At 74.1% G+C, this 15028-nt stretch carries 15 protein-coding genes; 8 read left to right on the forward strand and 7 right to left on the reverse strand.

Annotated elements, in window-relative coordinates; genetic code table 11:
* Positions 1-9 precede the first annotated feature (9 nt).
* The 4 genes from RM555_RS22650 to RM555_RS22665 all read right to left on the reverse strand — a co-directional run bounded on the left by RM555_RS22650 (position 10) and on the right by RM555_RS22665 (position 4703).
* Entirely contained in the window at positions 10-771 is a 762-nt protein-coding gene (locus RM555_RS22650; protein WP_311413630.1) for a VOC family protein, read from the reverse strand.
* Between the two features lie 94 nt (positions 772-865).
* Positions 866-1603, reverse strand: a complete 738-nt coding sequence (locus RM555_RS22655) for an ABC transporter permease (RefSeq protein WP_132232160.1) — start codon at positions 1601-1603, stop codon at positions 866-868.
* A gap of 15 nt (positions 1604-1618) precedes the next feature.
* Entirely contained in the window at positions 1619-2536 is a 918-nt protein-coding gene (locus tag RM555_RS22660) for an ABC transporter ATP-binding protein (protein WP_132232158.1), read from the reverse strand.
* A 58-nt stretch (positions 2537-2594) separates the two neighbouring features.
* A complete protein-coding gene (locus tag RM555_RS22665) occupies positions 2595-4703 on the reverse strand; it encodes a HelD family protein (RefSeq protein ID WP_311413631.1) in 2109 nt (702 codons plus the stop codon).
* A 245-nt stretch (positions 4704-4948) separates the two neighbouring features.
* Here RM555_RS22665 and RM555_RS22670 point away from each other — a divergent pair, with 245 nt between their 5' ends.
* Genes RM555_RS22670 through RM555_RS22680 form a run of 3 tightly spaced genes read left to right on the forward strand, consistent with a single transcriptional unit; the run spans position 4949 to position 7793 of the window.
* Positions 4949-5533, forward strand: coding sequence for a helix-turn-helix domain-containing protein (locus RM555_RS22670; RefSeq protein WP_101413749.1), 585 nt, complete (start codon positions 4949-4951; stop codon positions 5531-5533).
* Positions 5534-5573: 40 nt separating this feature from the next.
* Entirely contained in the window at positions 5574-6908 is a 1335-nt protein-coding gene (locus tag RM555_RS22675; protein ID WP_311413632.1) for an MFS transporter, read from the forward strand.
* A gap of 33 nt (positions 6909-6941) precedes the next feature.
* Positions 6942-7793 carry a menaquinone biosynthetic enzyme MqnA/MqnD family protein gene (locus RM555_RS22680; protein WP_311413633.1) on the forward strand — a complete coding sequence of 284 codons (852 nt, stop codon included), beginning with the start codon at positions 6942-6944 and terminating at the stop codon, positions 7791-7793.
* 31 nt (positions 7794-7824) lie between these two features.
* Here the strand turns inward: RM555_RS22680 and RM555_RS22685 are convergent, their stop codons facing one another.
* Together RM555_RS22685 and RM555_RS22690 are read right to left on the reverse strand one after the other, a co-directional pair.
* A complete protein-coding gene (locus tag RM555_RS22685; protein ID WP_311413634.1) occupies positions 7825-8772 on the reverse strand; it encodes a serine hydrolase in 948 nt (315 codons plus the stop codon).
* Complete coding sequence (locus tag RM555_RS22690; RefSeq protein WP_311413635.1) at positions 8772-9728, reverse strand: hypothetical protein; 957 nt, start codon at positions 9726-9728, stop codon at positions 8772-8774. Before RM555_RS22690 ends, RM555_RS22685 begins: the two co-directional genes overlap by 1 nt.
* Positions 9729-10087: 359 nt before the next feature.
* Here RM555_RS22690 and paaA point away from each other — a divergent pair, with 359 nt between their 5' ends.
* From paaA to paaE, 5 genes are all read left to right on the forward strand, one after another.
* Positions 10088-11155: a 1,2-phenylacetyl-CoA epoxidase subunit PaaA gene (paaA, locus tag RM555_RS22695; RefSeq protein ID WP_311413636.1), complete on the forward strand. Its 1068-nt coding sequence runs from the start codon at positions 10088-10090 to the stop codon at positions 11153-11155.
* On the forward strand, positions 11152-11472 hold the full coding sequence (gene paaB / locus RM555_RS22700) for a 1,2-phenylacetyl-CoA epoxidase subunit PaaB (RefSeq protein ID WP_121397098.1): 321 nt from the start codon (positions 11152-11154) through the stop codon (positions 11470-11472). Before paaA ends, paaB begins: the two co-directional genes overlap by 4 nt.
* 67 nt (positions 11473-11539) lie before the next feature.
* On the forward strand, positions 11540-12265 hold the full coding sequence (paaC, locus tag RM555_RS22705) for a 1,2-phenylacetyl-CoA epoxidase subunit PaaC (protein ID WP_311413637.1): 726 nt from the start codon (positions 11540-11542) through the stop codon (positions 12263-12265).
* A 173-nt stretch (positions 12266-12438) separates the two neighbouring features.
* A complete protein-coding gene (gene paaD / locus RM555_RS22710; RefSeq protein ID WP_311413638.1) occupies positions 12439-12915 on the forward strand; it encodes a 1,2-phenylacetyl-CoA epoxidase subunit PaaD in 477 nt (158 codons plus the stop codon).
* The gene (gene paaE / locus RM555_RS22715) at positions 12912-14021 is read left to right on the forward strand and encodes a 1,2-phenylacetyl-CoA epoxidase subunit PaaE (protein WP_132232136.1); all 1110 of its coding nucleotides are present in this window, start codon (positions 12912-12914) and stop codon (positions 14019-14021) included. The genes paaD and paaE overlap by 4 nt, the downstream gene beginning before the upstream one ends.
* An 86-nt stretch (positions 14022-14107) precedes the next feature.
* Here the strand turns inward: paaE and RM555_RS22720 are convergent, their stop codons facing one another.
* Positions 14108-14929, reverse strand: coding sequence for a peptidoglycan recognition protein family protein (locus tag RM555_RS22720; RefSeq protein WP_311413639.1), 822 nt, complete (start codon positions 14927-14929; stop codon positions 14108-14110).
* Between the last annotated feature and the right edge of the window lie 99 nt (positions 14930-15028).

Raw genomic sequence — 15028 nt, forward strand, 5'->3', positions numbered from 1 at the left:
GGGTGGGGGTCAGGGGCGGGTGAGGATGTTGAAGAGGGCGCCGTGGGGGTCGCGGAGGGCGGCGTAGCGGCCCGCCGGGGCGGTCTGGGGCGGGACGAGGATGGTGCCGCCGAGTTCGGCGGCGCGGGCGGCGGCCGCGTCGGCGTCGGCCACGGCGAAGTACACCGACCAGTACGCGGGCGTGTCCGCGGGGAACCCGTCGCCGAGCGGTGGCACCATGCCGGCCACGATCCGGGTGCCGAGCCGCCAGCCGGTGTACGTGACCGGGCCCGACTGCTGGTCGTCCGGTTGCCAGCCGAAGACCAGCTCGTAGAAGACCTTCGCGCCCTCCGGATCGGGGGTGACCAGTTCGGTCCAGGTCAGCGCCCCCGGGATGTCGAAGACCTCGGCTCCGGGCATCGACATCGGCTGCCAGACGCTGAACGTCGCCCCGGCGGGGTCGGCGAAGACCGCCATCCGTCCCTGGTCGAAGACCTCGAACGGGGGCACCACGACCTGCCCGCCGGCCCGCTCGACCCGGCCGGCCACCAGGTCCGCGTCGTCGGTCGCCAGGTACGTCGACCAGATCGGCACCTGGTCGGGGATGGCCGGCGGACCCGCGCCCGCCACCGCCCGCCCCCCGAGCAGGAAGACGGTGTAGCCGCCCGCCTCGGGCTCCGGGTCGATCCGGCCGGTCCAACCGAACAGCTCCGGGTAGAACCGCCGCGCCTCGGCGAGGCCCGGGGTGGCGAGGTCGATCCAGCAGGGTGTGCCCGGCGGGACGATGCTCACGTCGACCCCCCTCTCGGCGGGACGGCCACGCCGGCACGCCCCTGCCGGAATCGTGGCACCGACCCGCCGCGCCACGTGGCGGATCGGCCGAACGTCAGCTGAACCGTCGACCCTCGTCGCGCCGGTACGCCCACCCGGCCAGCAGCGCCAGCAGCACCACCCAGACCCCGAGCATGACCATCGACAGCGGGTTGACCGGGTAGTCGCCGACCGCCGCCCACATCAGCTCCACCGCGCCCCGGGTCGGCAGGAACGGCGCGACGGCCTCGACGAAGCCGGGCGCCTGGTCCGGTGCGGAGAGCAGCCCGCCACCGAAGGCGAGCGGGAAGAAGACGACCTGCGCCACGACGATCGCCGCCTTGCTGGGCATCGAGTAGCCGATGGCGAGACCCAGCAGCGTGAACGGCACCGAGATCACCGTGACGATCGCCAGGGCCAGCAGGAACGCCGGTGCGCTGACCCGCGCCTCGGTGAGCGCCGCCCCGATCGCCACCACCGGCACCAGGGAGAGGTAGGTGAGCGCCAGCCCGGCCAGCACCCGCCCGGCGAAGCGGGGCGCCGGCCCGGCCGGCAGGGTCCGGGTGTACGGGTTCCAGGGCTGGTCGCGGTCCTCGGCGACCCCGACGCCGTACTGGAAGATGTTCGCGCTCATCACCGAGAAGGTGACCATGGCGGCGGTGGCGTAGGTGGCGCCGACCGGGTCCTTCCCGGCGAACGGCACCACGAAGAAGAGCATCGCGACGGCCGGGAAGAAGGCGCTGCCGACGACGGCAACCGGGATGCGGACCGTCTCCAGGAGCTGGTAGCGGGCGTGGACCAGGGCGAGGCGCATGGGAGATCCGTCCCCTCAGGCGGTGGCCGGCGGGCCGGCCACGGCGGTCGTCGGACGGTCGGCTCCGGAGCCGGGCGCGGTGATGGCGAGGAACGCCTCCTCCAGCGAGGTGGGGCGGACCTCCAGGTCGGCGAACGCCACCCCGGCGGTGACCAGGGCCCGCACCAGCTCGTCGGCGTCGGTGGTGAGCAGGTGCGTGCGGCCGTCGACCCGCTCGGTGCGGACGACGCCGGGCAGCGCGGGCAGCGCGTCGGCGACCAGGCTGACCCGGCGTACGCCGACGATGCCCCGGATCGCGTCGACCGTGTCGTCGGCCAGCACCCGGCCCTGCCCGATGACCACCACCCGCCGGGCCAGCGCCTCGACCTCCTCCAGGTAGTGGCTGCTCAGCAGCACGGTGCCGCCGTCGTCGTGGAACGCCCGGATCGCCTCCCACAGGGTGTGCCGCGCCGCGACGTCCAGGCCGGTGGTCGGCTCGTCGAGCAGCACCAGCCGGGGCCGGCCGACGAAGGCGAGCGCCACCGCGAGCCGGCGGCGCTGCCCGCCGGAGAGGCCGCCGGTCTGCCGCCGGGCCAGCTCGCCCAGGCCGAAGCGGTCGAGCAGTTCGCCCCGGGGGACCGGGTCGGGGTGGTGGGCGGCGACGAAGTCCACCACCTCGCCGACCCGCAGCGTGCCGGGCAGGCCCGTCTCCTGCGGGGTGACCCCGATCCGCCGCCGGCTCGCCGGGTCACGCGGGTCGCCGCCGAACAGCTCGACCCGGCCGGCGGTGGGCCGGCGCAGCCCGACGAGCAGGTTCAGCAGGGTGCTCTTGCCGGCCCCGTTCGGGCCGAGCAGGCCGACCAACTCGCCGGCGGAGACCTCCAGGTCGACCCGGTCGAGGGCGAGCACGTCGCCGTAGCGGCGGCTGACCGCCTCGGCGCGGGCGAGGATCACGGGACGCTCGTCAGGGCTGTCACGGACCCCTGTCTACCGCCCCGGCGCAAGTGGCCGGTCAGCCCAGCGGGGCGGGCAGCGGTCGGGCGTGCAGCACGGCGAGTCGGGAGACCGCCCGGGTGAGCACCACGTAGAGCCGGTGCAGGCCGCGCGGTTCGGCGGCCACGATCGCCGCCGGCTCGACGACGATGACGTGGTCGTACTCCAGGCCCTTGACCAGGGTCGCGGGCACCACCGTGACGCGCGCCGCGGCGGTCGGCTCGTCGACGGTCGCGGTGTCGACGCCGGCGGCCTCCAGCGCCGCCCGCAGCCCGCCGACCGCGTCGTCGGCGGCGATCACCGCCACCGAGCCGTCGAACGCCAGCGCCGCGCGCACCTCGGCCACCGTCGCGGCGGCCAGGTCGTCGACGGTACGCACGTCGAGCGCGCCGTCGCGGCGCAGCGACTCGGCCGGGGGCACGTCGACGGCGAGCGCCGGCAGCAGCCGGTTGGCGAACGCGACCACGGCGGCGGGCACCCGGAACCCGACCGTCAGCGGCACCACGACGGCGTCCGGCTTGCCGAGGTGACGCAGGGACTCCCGCCAGTCGGCGGCGGCCCACGGGGCGGTGCCCTGGGCCAGATCGCCGAGGAGGGTGATCGACCCGTGTTCGCTGCGCCGGGCGATCACCCGGCACTGCATCGGGGAGAGGTCCTGGGCCTCGTCGACGACGACGTGCCCGAAGCCGCCCGGCCGCTCGATCAGCCCGGCCGCCTCGTCGATCAGCACGGCGTCGGCCGCCGTCCACTTCGTGGCCTTCGGCGTGCGCCCGAGCTTCGTGCCGGCCGGGGCGGCGAGCCCACGCAGCCGCGCCTGCTCCTCGGCGTCGAGCAGCCCGTCCGCCGCCGCGGCGAGCCGCTGCGGGTCGCCGAGCAGGGCGTGCACCAGCCCTTCCGGGGTGAGCGCCGGCCAGACCGCGTCGAGGAAGGCGGTGACCGGGGTGGCCTTGCCCATCCGGCGCAGCCAGGCGTCGCTGGGGGACTCGGCGCGCCGCGCCTCGGCCTGCCGTTGCAGCAGCGCCACCACCCGGGCCCGGACGCGCTCGCGCCCCGTGGCGTACGGCAGCCGTTCCCGGCGGGTCTCCTGGACCACCCGGTGCAGCGGGTCCAGGCCGATCCGCCAGCGGAACGAGCCGTCCGAGACCATGATCGGCTCGGTCGGCTCGCCGATGTGCGCGTCGACCGCCCGGCGCAGCACCTCGGCCATCCGGGCGTCGTGCTTGACCGCGGCCACCGCCGGGTCCTCGACGGCCCGCACCGGCACCCGGCCGACCAGGTCCTCCACGGTGGCCTGCTCGACCTCCACCTCGCCGAGCGCCGGCAGCACCGCCGCGATGTACGACAGGAAGGCCCGGTTCGGCCCCACGATCAGCACGCCGGAGCGGCGCAGCCGCTCCCGGTGCAGGTAGAGCAGGTACGCGGCCCGGTGCAGGCCGACGGCCGTCTTGCCGGTGCCCGGGGCGCCCTGCACGCAGATCGAGTCGGCGAGGTCGGCCCGGACCAGCTCGTCCTGCTCGGGCTGGATGGTGGCGACGATGTCGCGCATCGGCCCGACGCGCGGCCGTTCGATCTCGGCGGTCAGGATCCGGCTGGTCGTGCCCAGTTCCTCGCCCCGGTCGAGGCGCTCGTCCTCGAAGCTGGTCAGCGCCCCGCTGCTGAACCCGAAGCGGCGCCGTACCGCCACGCCCTGCGGGTCGCGCGCGCTCGCCCGGTAGAACGACCGGGAGACCGGGGCCCGCCAGTCCAGCACCAGCGGCTCGCCCCGGTCGTCGGTGACGTGCCGCCGGCCGACGTGGTAGCGCCGCCCGGCGTGGCCCGCGTGCCACCCGTCCGGCCCGTCGCCGGGATCGCCGGGCGGGTCGTCGGCGGGCGGGGCCCCGGTCGCCGGGCCGAAGTCGAGGCGCCCGAAGAAGAGCGGCGTGGTGGGGTCGTCGGCGAGTTCGGCGACCCGGCGGGCCAGGGTGCGCCCGAGGGTCTCGGCCGCGTACGCGTCGCCGGCCACCTGGTCGCCGGTGGAGAAGAGGGCCTGGGCGCGTTCCCGCATCTGGGCCAGGGCGGCCCGGGAGGTGGCGAGGTGCTCGCGTTCGGCGGCGAGGTCGGCGTCGAGGTCGAGATCGAGGTCGGTCACGCTGAATCCCGTCGGGGTCTACTGCCGGTCGCTCGCGTGTCCGGCGGGCGGATGGGCCGGCCCCCGGCGCGGGACGTCCGATGCGGTGGTCACCTCACCCTGGCCGTCAAGCGACCTGACAGCCTACGCGCCGGGCGCGTGACGCTCCACCGGATTTCGACCGTGGCGCCGCCGTCCGCCGCTGGACCTCCGGTGCCGGTCGACCGGCGACCCGCGGCGGGCGGGCGACCAGGAATCATGGACACATGACGGAGGCGCGTCCCGAACAGCGCCGGATCACGATCAGCGACCCGCAGGTGATGCGGGCGCTGGCCCATCCGGCCCGAATCGCGATCATGGAACACCTGGGCGTGGTGGAGGGCGGCGCGACCGCCACCGAGTGTGCGGAGGTGGCCGGGCTGTCGCCGAGCGCGACCAGCTACCACCTCCGGGCGCTGGCGAAGTCGGGCCTCGTGGAGCAGGCGCCGAGCCGGGGGGACGCTCGCGAGCGGCTGTGGCGCACGGTCGGCCGGACCCTGATGGTCGACGCGGGACAGTCCGCCGGGCCGGAGGCGCGCGCGGCCGAGCAGGCGCTGGTGGAGGCGCACGCGGCCCGGGACATGGAGCGGACCCGGGACTGGCTGCGCCGCGCCGGCGACGAGCCCGCCGAGTGGTACGACGTCGCGCTGTTCAGCGACACGCTGCTGCTGCTCACCGCTGACGAGCTGGCCGGGCTGAACGAGGCGGTGAGCGCGTTGTTCGAGCCGTACCGGCAGCGGAACCGGCAGGCGGATCCGCCGGCCGGGGCGCGCACGGTGGCGGTGCAGTACCGGGCGGTGCCGCTGGCGTAGGGGGTTGCTTCGACCAGTTGTGAAGGATTATTTTCGAAGTATGTCCTTCACAACTGACGGTTCGCGCTGGTCGGACGTCTGGCTCGCCGCCACCGCGCGAGGCACTTCGATGTGCGGTGACTTCCTCGCCGCCACCGCACTGGCGCTGGCCCTCCAGTCCGCCGGCGCCAGCGGCATCGCCGTGTCCGGACTGCTGTTGGCGGCCACCCTGCCGCTGGTGGTGCTCGCCCCGCTCACCGGGCGGCTCGCCGACCGGGTGGACAGCCGGAAGCTGCTGGTCACCGCCGGCCTGGGGCAGGCCGCCGTCTGCGCGCTGCTCGCCTTCGCCACCCACCCGGCCCTGATCATCGGGCTCGTCGCGCTGCTCGCCTGCGGGCTGGCCGTGACCCACCCCTGCCTGGCGGCGCTGCTGCCGGCGATGGTGCGCCCCGCCGACCTGCCCCGGGCGAGCGCGATCAGCCAGACGGCCAGCAGCCTGGGCGCGCTCGGCGGCCCGGTGCTCGCCGGGCTGCTGGTCGGGCAGTTCGGCGCGCGCGTACCCCTGCTCATCGACGCCGGGAGCTACCTCGCCCTGGTGGCGGCGGGCCTGCTGCTGCGTACCCGCAGGGGTGGCCGGCGGGCCACGGCCGCACCCGCGTCCGGGACGGAACGGGCCCCGGCGTGGCGGCTGCGCGGCGACCCGCTGCTGCTGGCCGTCGTCGTCAGCACGGCCGCGGTCATCACCGCCGTCGGCGGCATCAACGTGGTCGAGGTCTTCTTCATCCGCGAGACCCTCGACGGCTCGCCCACGGTCTACGGGCTGGTCGGCGCCGCCTGGATGGCGGGAATGCTGCCCGGCAGCTGGCTCTGCGCCCGGCTGGCCCACCGGCTCACCGACGACGGCGCCCTGGTGTACGGGGTGCTGGCGACGCTCGGCGGCATCTGCCTCATGGTGCTGGTTGCCGCCGCCGTGCCCACGGCCGCGCTGCTGGTCCCGCTCTGGCTGGTCGCGGGCGCGGCGAACGGAGGGGAGAACGTCTTCGCCAACCTGCTCACCGCCCGGCGGGTGCCGGAGGCGTCGCGCGGCCGGGCGTACGCCCTCTACGGCGCGGCCGTGCAGGGCGGCTCGATGGGGGGCTACCTGATCGGGGGCGCCCTGCTGGCGCTGCTGTCACCGCGACCCCTGATCGCGGCGGCCGGCGCGGTCGGCCTGCTGGTCGTGGTGGCGTTCGTGCCCGCCGTCGCCCGGTCCGTCCGACGGGTCCGGGCGGCCGGCGCCGGCGCCGGGCCGACGGCGGCGGCCCGGGCGGGCGGTGCGGACGGCACGCCGGGGGAGGCGGGGGACGGCGACCAACCGGCGGATGCGGGGTTGGCCACTCCCACCCCGGCCCACTGAGCCACGCAACGGTGGCGGGGATACGGTCGGGGCATGGCTGAGCACGTCGCACGCCCCCGGGTCGGACACATCCAGTTCCTGAACTGCCTGCCGATCTACTGGGGGCTGATGCGCTCCGGTGCCCTGATCGACGTCGACCTGCACAAGGACTCCCCGGACCGGCTCAGCGCCGCCCTGGTCGCCGGTGACCTGGACATCGGCCCGATCTCCCAGGTGGAGTACCTGCGGCACGCCGACGAGCTGCTGCTCCTGCCCGACCTGGCGGTCGGCAGCGACGGCCCGGTGCTGTCCGTCAACGTCGTCTCCACCCGCCCGCTGGCCGAGCTCGGCCACGGCAAGGTGGCGCTGGGCTCGACCTCGCGGACCGGGGTGCTGCTGGCCCAGTTGCTGCTCGGTGAGCGGTACGGGGTGAGCCCCGAGTACTTCCGCTGCCCGCCCGACCTGACCCAGATGCTGCTGGAGGCCGACGCCGGGGTGCTGATCGGCGACGTGGCGCTACGCGCCCTCTACGAGGCGCCGAAGCGTGGGCTGGAGGTCACCGACCTCGGGCAGGCGTGGCGGGAGTGGACGGGCCTGCCGATGGTCTTCGCCGTCTGGGCGGTACGCCGCGACTTCGCCGCCGCCCATCCCGGCCTGGTCAAGGAGGTGCACGAGGCGTTCCTGCGCTCCCGGGACCTCTGCCTGGCCGAGCTGGACCAGGTGGCCGAGGCGGCCGCGCGCTGGGAGCCGTTCGACGCGGCGACCCTGGCGACGTACTTCCGGGCGCTGGACTTCTCCCTCGGCGAGCGCCAGGTGGCCGGCCTGCGCGAGTTCGCGCGTCGCGCCGCCGCCATCGACGCCGCCCCGCCCCTGCCCGCCTCCGGCCCGGCCTTCTTCATGGGCTGAACCTCTGGCCGGCCCGGGGCGGTGGTCGGGCCTAGGTGGTGGGGCGGAGGAGGGCTTCGGTGATCTTCTGGCAGTTCTTCATGCCGTACTCGTAGCCCTTGCCGATCGGGTAGCGGACCATCACGCCCATCGTCCAGGTGTCGCCGATGGCCAGGCAGTTGATGTGCATCTCCTGCTCCTTGGTCCGGTCGATCCAGCCGTTCTTGATGGCGATCTTCTTGCGCTCCGCGGCCGGGAACGCCTTGCGGATGCCGAAGTCGCCGCCGCCCCTGACCAGCCGCATCTCGTTGATCAGCCACTTGGTCCACTTCGGCCCCGCGGCGCGGCCGTCGGCGATGCAGGCACCCATCCGGGCGGTGTCCCGGGGGGAGAGCTTCGTCCGGCTCCAGCCGCCGTCGCTGGCGACGCTGCTGTCCGTCAGCTCGCACGTGGAGAGCAGCCGCTTGATCGAGGCGGACCCGCCAAGCGCGTTGTAGAACTGCTGGGTCCGGGTGTTGTCGCTGTCCCGGATGATCTTCGTGGCGTCGGCGAGCTTGGCGGCGCTCGGGGTCTGGCCGTTCTCGTCGGCCCGGCGCAGGTGGTCGGCGACGATCCACGCCTTGATCAGCGACGCGGTGGTGCTGGTCTCGTCCATGTTGTCGGAGCCGACGATCTCCCCGGTGCGGCGGTCGAGGACGCTCCAGGAGTACCAGCCCTCGATGTCCAGGTCGATTTCCTTGGCCTCGAACGGCAGCGGCTCCGGCTCCGGCGTCGGGCTCGGCGACGGCGAGGGCCGGGAGCTGCGGTCGCTCGGGGCTCCGGTGGCGCGCTCGGCCGGGCCGGCGGGGGTGCCCCACTCGGCGGCGGCGCGGGACTCGAACGGCGAGCCCGGCAGTAGCCGCAGCGAGACGAGCACCAGGCAGATGAGGACCACCGCGATGGCGATGAGCCTGCCGGGGGAGGCGTCGGCGGGCTCATCGGCCCGGCGCTGTCGCGCCATCAGAGCCTCCCGGCGGGCTGCTGCGGCACCTTGAGGGCGGCGCCGGGCTGCGGGGTCACGAGCTGGCTGGCGACCGCGGCGCAGACCTGCGCGCCGTAGTTCAGCCCGCTCTTCTGCGGGTAGCGGAGCATCACCGCGAGGCTCCACCTGTCGGTCACCGCGAGGCAGTTCACGTGCCAGTTGCCGTCGTAGTTGAGCGGGGTCCAGCCGTTCTTCATGCTGACCGGGCCCTGGCTGACGATCGACTGGGGGAGGCCGTCGATGATGCCCCAGCGGCCACCGCCGGAGCGGGCCTTCTGGTCCTTGGCGGCCGTGCTGCCCCTGACCTTGCTCATCTCGTCCAGCAGGAGCTTCGTCCACTTGGGGCCGGCGGCCGTGCCGTCGGCGATGCAGTCGCCGAGCCGGACGGCGTCACGCGGGGACATCCGCGTGAAGCTCCACCAGCCCACGTAACCGGGCACGTTGCCCGGCTTGGTGTCGGTGAGCTCGCAGGTGCTGACCATCCGCCTGATCGTGGCGGCCCGGCCCACCGCGCCGTAGAGGGCGTTGGCGGCGTCGTCGTTGCTGTCCCGGATGGCGGTGGTGATCTGCTTCTTCCGCTCGGCCGGCAGCGGCTTGTCGCCGAGCTGGTTGAGGTAGTCCGCCGCGAACCAGGCCTTGATCATGGACTCGGTGGAGCTGGTCGAGGCCAGGTTCTTCGACCCGGAGATCTCGCCGGTCTCCCGGTCCATCAGCGCCCACGAGAAGAACTCGCCCTTGAAGTTCACCGTGACCGGGCCGGCGGCCAGGGTCGGCGGCGGGGGCGGGGTGGGCGCGGGCGCCGCGACGCTTCCGCCGCCGCTTCCGCCGCTCGCGGCGTCGTCGCCGGCGAGTCGGGCGTACGCGGCCGGAACGAGCAGGCCGCCACCGAGGAGGACCGCCACGACGGCGAGCACCAGGGTCACGCGGGATCGCATGAGTGGGTGAGCTCCAGATGTCAGGCCGGGGGGACCGGCTGGTTGTCGGACGGATCGGCGGCTCGCCGAGGGCCGGGGGATCCGCCCTCCGTGTTTCTCGGGCGATCGTCGGCAGCCGATCGGTGTGACGGGGGAAGTCTACGTGCGGATCGGCGGCGCGCCAGGACCCGACACCTGGCAACTTGCCATGTAGGCGGGATATCGAGCCGCTATGTGGCTGTTGAGAGGATTCACCTTCCCATAGTGACCCAAGTCATAGTTTGGCAGGCTGCCCGAGTCCCCGCCCCGTGCCGAAACTGTCTCCGGAAACCTGTTACACCCTCTGGTGTCCGGAGAGGCGAGCTGTAACACTTGACCCCATGTATGGCAACGACTTCTCCGCCGAGGACGCACCCGGCGGTGGCCTGCTCGGCGAGGTCGAGGCGGCGGAGGCGGCCCTGCGGGAGGCCGCCGCACATGGCCGCCGGGGCGGCGCCCCCGGCCCGGACGAGGACCTGGAGGCGTACTTCGCCGAGGTCATCGACGCCGACCAGAAGATCGAGCCGCGCGACTGGATGCCCGAGGCGTACCGCAAGACGCTGATCCGGCAGATCGCGCAGCACGCGCACTCCGAGATCATCGGCATGCAGCCGGAGGGCAACTGGATCAGCCGCGCCCCCTCGCTGAAGCGCAAGGCGATCCTGCTGGCCAAGGTGCAGGACGAGGCCGGCCACGGCCTCTACCTCTACGCCGCCGCCGAGACCCTCGGGATCAGCCGGGACGAGCTGGTCGAACTGCTGCTCAACGGCCGGCAGAAGTACAGCTCGATCTTCAACTACCCCACCCTGACCTGGGCCGACGTGGGGGCCATCGGCTGGCTGGTCGACGGCGCCGCGATCGTCAACCAGGTCCCGCTCTGCCGCTGCTCCTACGGGCCGTACGCGCGGGCGATGATCCGGGTCTGCAAGGAGGAGTCGTTCCACCAGCGGCAGGGCTACGAGATCCTGCACACGCTCGCGCACGGCACCCCGGCGCAGAAGGCGATGGCGCAGGACGCCCTCGACCGCTGGTGGTACCCGTCGCTGGCGATGTTCGGCCCGCCGGACACCGACTCCACCCACTCGGCGCAGTCCATGGCCTGGAAGATCAAGCGCTTCTCCAACGACGAGCTGCGCCAGCGCTTCGTGGACATGTGCGTCCAGCAGGCGGAGATCCTCGGCCTGACGATCCCGGATCCCGACCTGCGCTGGAACGAGTCCCGGCAGTCGTACGACTTCACCCAGCCCGACTACGACGAGCTGATGCGGGTGATCAAGGGCAACGGCCCGTGCAACCGGGAGCGGATGGAGCACCGGCGCCGCGCCCACGACGACGGCGCGTGGGTGCGGGAGGCCGCCACGGCGTACGCCGCCAAGCGGGTGCAGCAGAAGGAGAAGGTGGCGGCGTGAGCGAGCGTAGCGAGCGGACGGACCAGCGCGGCGTGAGCGGTCCTTCGCCCTTGTGGGAGGTCTTCGTGCGGGCGCGGCGCGGGTTGTCGCACACCCACGTCGGCAGCCTGCACGCCCCCGACGCCGAGCTGGCCCTGCGCAACGCGCGGGACCTCTACACCCGCCGCCAGGAGGGCGTCTCCATCTGGGTGGTGCCGGCGGGCGCGATCACCGCGTCCAGCCCCGACGAGAAGGACGCCTTCTTCGACCCGGCGGCCGACAAGGTCTACCGGCATCCCACCTTCTACGACGTGCCGGACGGGGTGGCCCACCTGTGAGCGAGCGAACGGTTCGGCTCAGCACCGGGGCGCGTCGCGCCGCCGCCGAGCGGAGCGGGGTGGCGGCGTGAACGGCCCCTTCGACTTCGCCCTCGCCCTCGGCGACGACGCGCTCGTCGCGGCGCAGCGGCTGGCCGAGTGGACCACCCGCGCGCCGGAGATGGAGGAGGACATCGCGCTGGCCAACATCGCCCTCGACCAGCTCGGCGCGGCCCGGCTCCTGCTGTCGTACGCGGGCGAGGTGGAGGGCGCCGGCCGGGACGAGGACGCGCTGGCGTTCCTCCGCGACGACCGGGAGTTCCGCAACTGCCTGCTCGTGGAGCTGCCCAACGGCGACTTCGCGGTCACGATGGCGAAGCTGCTCTTCCTGGCGGCCTACCAGCTTCCCCTCTACACCGCGCTGGCCGGCTGCGCCGACGAGCGGCTCGCCGCGATCGGGGCCAAGGCCCGCAAGGAGTCGGCCTACCACCTCGACCACGCCTCGACGTGGGTGCGGCGGCTCGGCGACGGCACCGAGGAGTCGCACCGGCGCATGCAGGCGGCGGTCGACCAGGTCTGGCCGTACGTGCACGAGCTGTTCGCCTCCGACCCGGCGGCGCCGGTCGACCCGGCCACCCTGCGGGCCGACTTCGACGCCACGGTCGGTGCCGTGCTCGACGAGGCCATCCTGACCCGGCCGGAGTCCGGCTGGGCGCCGGGCGGCGGGCGGGACGGCGTGCACACCGAGCACCTGTCCTACCTGCTCGCCGAGATGCAGGTGCTGCACCGCGCCCACCCCGGAGCCACCTGGTGAGCGCGAGGAGTGCAGCGCAGCGGAGCCCCGCAGTCGCGAACGGAAGGCGGCACTGGTGAGCGCGAGGAGTGCAGCGCAGCGGAGCCCCGCAGTCGCGAACGGAAGGCGGCACTGGTGAGCGCGAGGAGTGCAGCGCAGCGGAGCCCCGCAGTCGCGAACGGAAGGCGGCACTGGTGAAGGACCCGAGGGAGGCCGTGGCGGCGGTGGTGGATCCGGAGATCCGGGTGGTCACCATCGACGACCTCGGCATCCTGCGGGCGGTCGACGAGGACCCGGCGACCGGCCGGGTGGTCGTGACCATCACCCCCACCTACACCGGCTGCCCGGCGATGGACGTGATCCGCGCCGACATCCGGCGGGCGCTGGCCGCCGTCGGGCGTCCCGAGGCCGACGTGCGGACCGTCTACAGCCCGGCGTGGAGCACCGACTGGATCTCCGACGCCGGCCGGGCCAAGCTCGCCGCCGCCGGCATCGCCCCGCCGTCGCCCGTACGCGCCGACAACGTGGTGCCGCTGACCCTCGCCGTCCGCTGCCCGCGCTGCGGCTCGCCCGAGACCGAGCAGGTCAGCCGCTTCGGCTCGACCGCGTGCAAGGCGCTCTGGCGCTGCCGTTCCTGCCGTGAACCCTTCGACCACCTGAAGGCGCTGTGACTGTCACCATCACCCGCCCGGTCCGTCGCCGGCCGGTCTTCCACCCGCTGTCCGTCGCCGCCGTCGACCGGCTCACCGACGACGCCGTGGCGGTCACCTTCGCCGTGCCCGAGGAGCTGCGGGAGACGTTCGCGTTCTCCGCCGGCCAGCACCTCACCGTCCGCCGCCCCGGCGCCGCCGGCGAGGACGTGCGGCGGTCGTACTCCATCTGCTCCACGCCCGACGACCTGGCCCGGCACGGCCGGCTGCGGATCGGCGTGCGGGAGATCCCCGGCGGCGCCTTCTCCGCCTTCGCCTGCGGCGCGCTGCGCGGCGGCGACACGATCGAGGTGCTGCCGCCGCTCGGGCACTTCACCACGGCCCTCGCGCCGGACCGGGCCCGCCACTACGGCGCGGTGGTCGCCGGCTCGGGCATCACCCCGGTGCTCGCGCTGGTCGCGACGGCGCTCGCCGTCGAGCCGGCCAGCACGTTCACGCTGGTGTACGGCAACCGCACGGCGAACACGGTGATGTTCGCCGAGGAGCTGGCCGACCTGAAGGACCGGTGGCCCACCCGGCTGCACCTGGTGCACGTGCTCTCCCGGGAGCAGGGCGAGTCCCCGCTGCTCTCCGGCCGGATCGACGCCGACCGGCTGGGCCGGCTGCTGGACACCGTCGTTCCCGGCGACACCGTCGACGAGTGGTTCCTCTGCGGCCCGTACGACATGGTGGTGGACGCCCGGGAGGTGCTCGCCGCGCGCGGCGTGCCGGAGTCGGCGGTGCACACGGAGCTGTTCCACGTCGCCGAGGCCCCGGCCCCGCCGCGACGCCCGGCCGACGAGCCGGGGGGCGGCGCCGAGGTGACCATCCTGCTCGACGGCCGGTCGTCGCGCTTCACGATGCGGCGCGACGAGCGGGTGCTGGACGCGGCGCTGAAGGTGCGCGGCGAGCTGCCGTACGCCTGCAAGGGCGGGGTCTGCTCGACCTGCAAGGCCAAGGTGGTGGACGGCGCGGTCACGATGGCCCGCAACTACGCGCTGGAGCCGGACGAGGTGGCCGCCGGCTACGTCCTCACCTGCCAGTCCAGCCCGACGACCGACCGGCTCACCGTCGACTACGACGCCTGACCGGTCCGCCCGCCGCTGGGCGGGCGCAGCCGGGTCGGTGGGTCGGCGCAGGCACCGCGTCGACCCGCCGACCCCCTTGCGTGAGGTCAGCTCGGGGCCTTGACCTGGCCGTCGTAGGCGATGCTGCGCCACAGGTCGAACTGGCGGTCGTTGCCGACCAGCGGGTTGCCGGCCAGCGCGACGGCGGCGTGCACCTCCTCGTCGTTGCGGAGCTGACGGAAGTAGCCGGGTCCGACGAGGGCGATGCCGCGGCCGGGTGACTGGATGAGCTTCATGTCGTTCTCCGTGAGGTCGAGGGGTGGGTTGCCGGCGAGCTGGCGGGCCACGTCGGCGCGCATCGAGGCCAGGTCGATGAACGACGGGTCGATCTTGCCGCTGGTGCTGGTCTCCCGGTGGCCCCGGGCGTGGCTGGCGTCGCGGCCGAGCCGCCGCAGCACGGCGGCGGTGGCGAGCACCGAGGCGCTGTACTGGGCGCCGGTCATGGCCTGGCTGACCCCGTTGTAGTCGATCTCCCAGCCGACCATCAGGGTGTTGCCGTCGCCGGCCGGGATGGGGCCGCTGCCGCGGCTGACGCCCGCGTGGTTGGCCCGCCCGCCCGAGATGACGTGGAAGACGCCGTGATAGTCGACCAGGGCCTGGCAGAGGGGGCCGGGCAGGTCGGAACGGCCGTTGACGCAGATGTTCAGGGCGGGGTGCGGATTGCCGGCGCTGGAGGTGGCCGCCGTGTGGTGCCAGAGCACACCGATGGGGGCGAACGAGCTGCCGGAGACCCGGCCGAGCCAGTTGCCGTGCTCGACCACCGTGACGCCGGCGGCGCGGAGCACGTCGGCCAGCCAGGGGATGGTGGCCATCAGGCCGCCGTCGGGAGGGCTGGAGGGGCGGGGGAAGGCGGGAGGAAAATCATCCACGGATGCTAATTGATCGATGAATTCCGGGTAAGTCCCTCGGTCCGCCGCCGCGTCGGCGGGGCCTGTGGCGTGGTCGACAGGAGTCCGGCGGGGCCGGCC

Source organism: Micromonospora reichwaldensis (assembly GCF_031845925.1).
Lineage (GTDB): Bacteria > Actinomycetota > Actinomycetes > Mycobacteriales > Micromonosporaceae > Micromonospora > Micromonospora reichwaldensis.

Bases quoted from the DNA above. Each gene is read 5' to 3' on its own strand.
- RM555_RS22655 (WP_132232160.1), bottom strand. From the start codon at position 1,603: ATGCGCCTCGCCCTGGTCCACGCCCGCTACCAGCTCCTGGAGACGGTC.
- RM555_RS22670 (WP_101413749.1), top strand. From the start codon at position 4,949: ATGACGGAGGCGCGTCCCGAACAGCGCCGGATCACGATCAGCGACCCG.
- RM555_RS22675 (WP_311413632.1), top strand. From the start codon at position 5,574: ATGTCCTTCACAACTGACGGTTCGCGCTGGTCGGACGTCTGGCTCGCC.
- RM555_RS22680 (WP_311413633.1), top strand. From the start codon at position 6,942: ATGGCTGAGCACGTCGCACGCCCCCGGGTCGGACACATCCAGTTCCTG.
- RM555_RS22685 (WP_311413634.1), bottom strand. From the start codon at position 8,772: ATGGCGCGACAGCGCCGGGCCGATGAGCCCGCCGACGCCTCCCCCGGC.
- RM555_RS22690 (WP_311413635.1), bottom strand. From the start codon at position 9,728: ATGCGATCCCGCGTGACCCTGGTGCTCGCCGTCGTGGCGGTCCTCCTC.
- paaA (WP_311413636.1), top strand. From the start codon at position 10,088: ATGTATGGCAACGACTTCTCCGCCGAGGACGCACCCGGCGGTGGCCTG.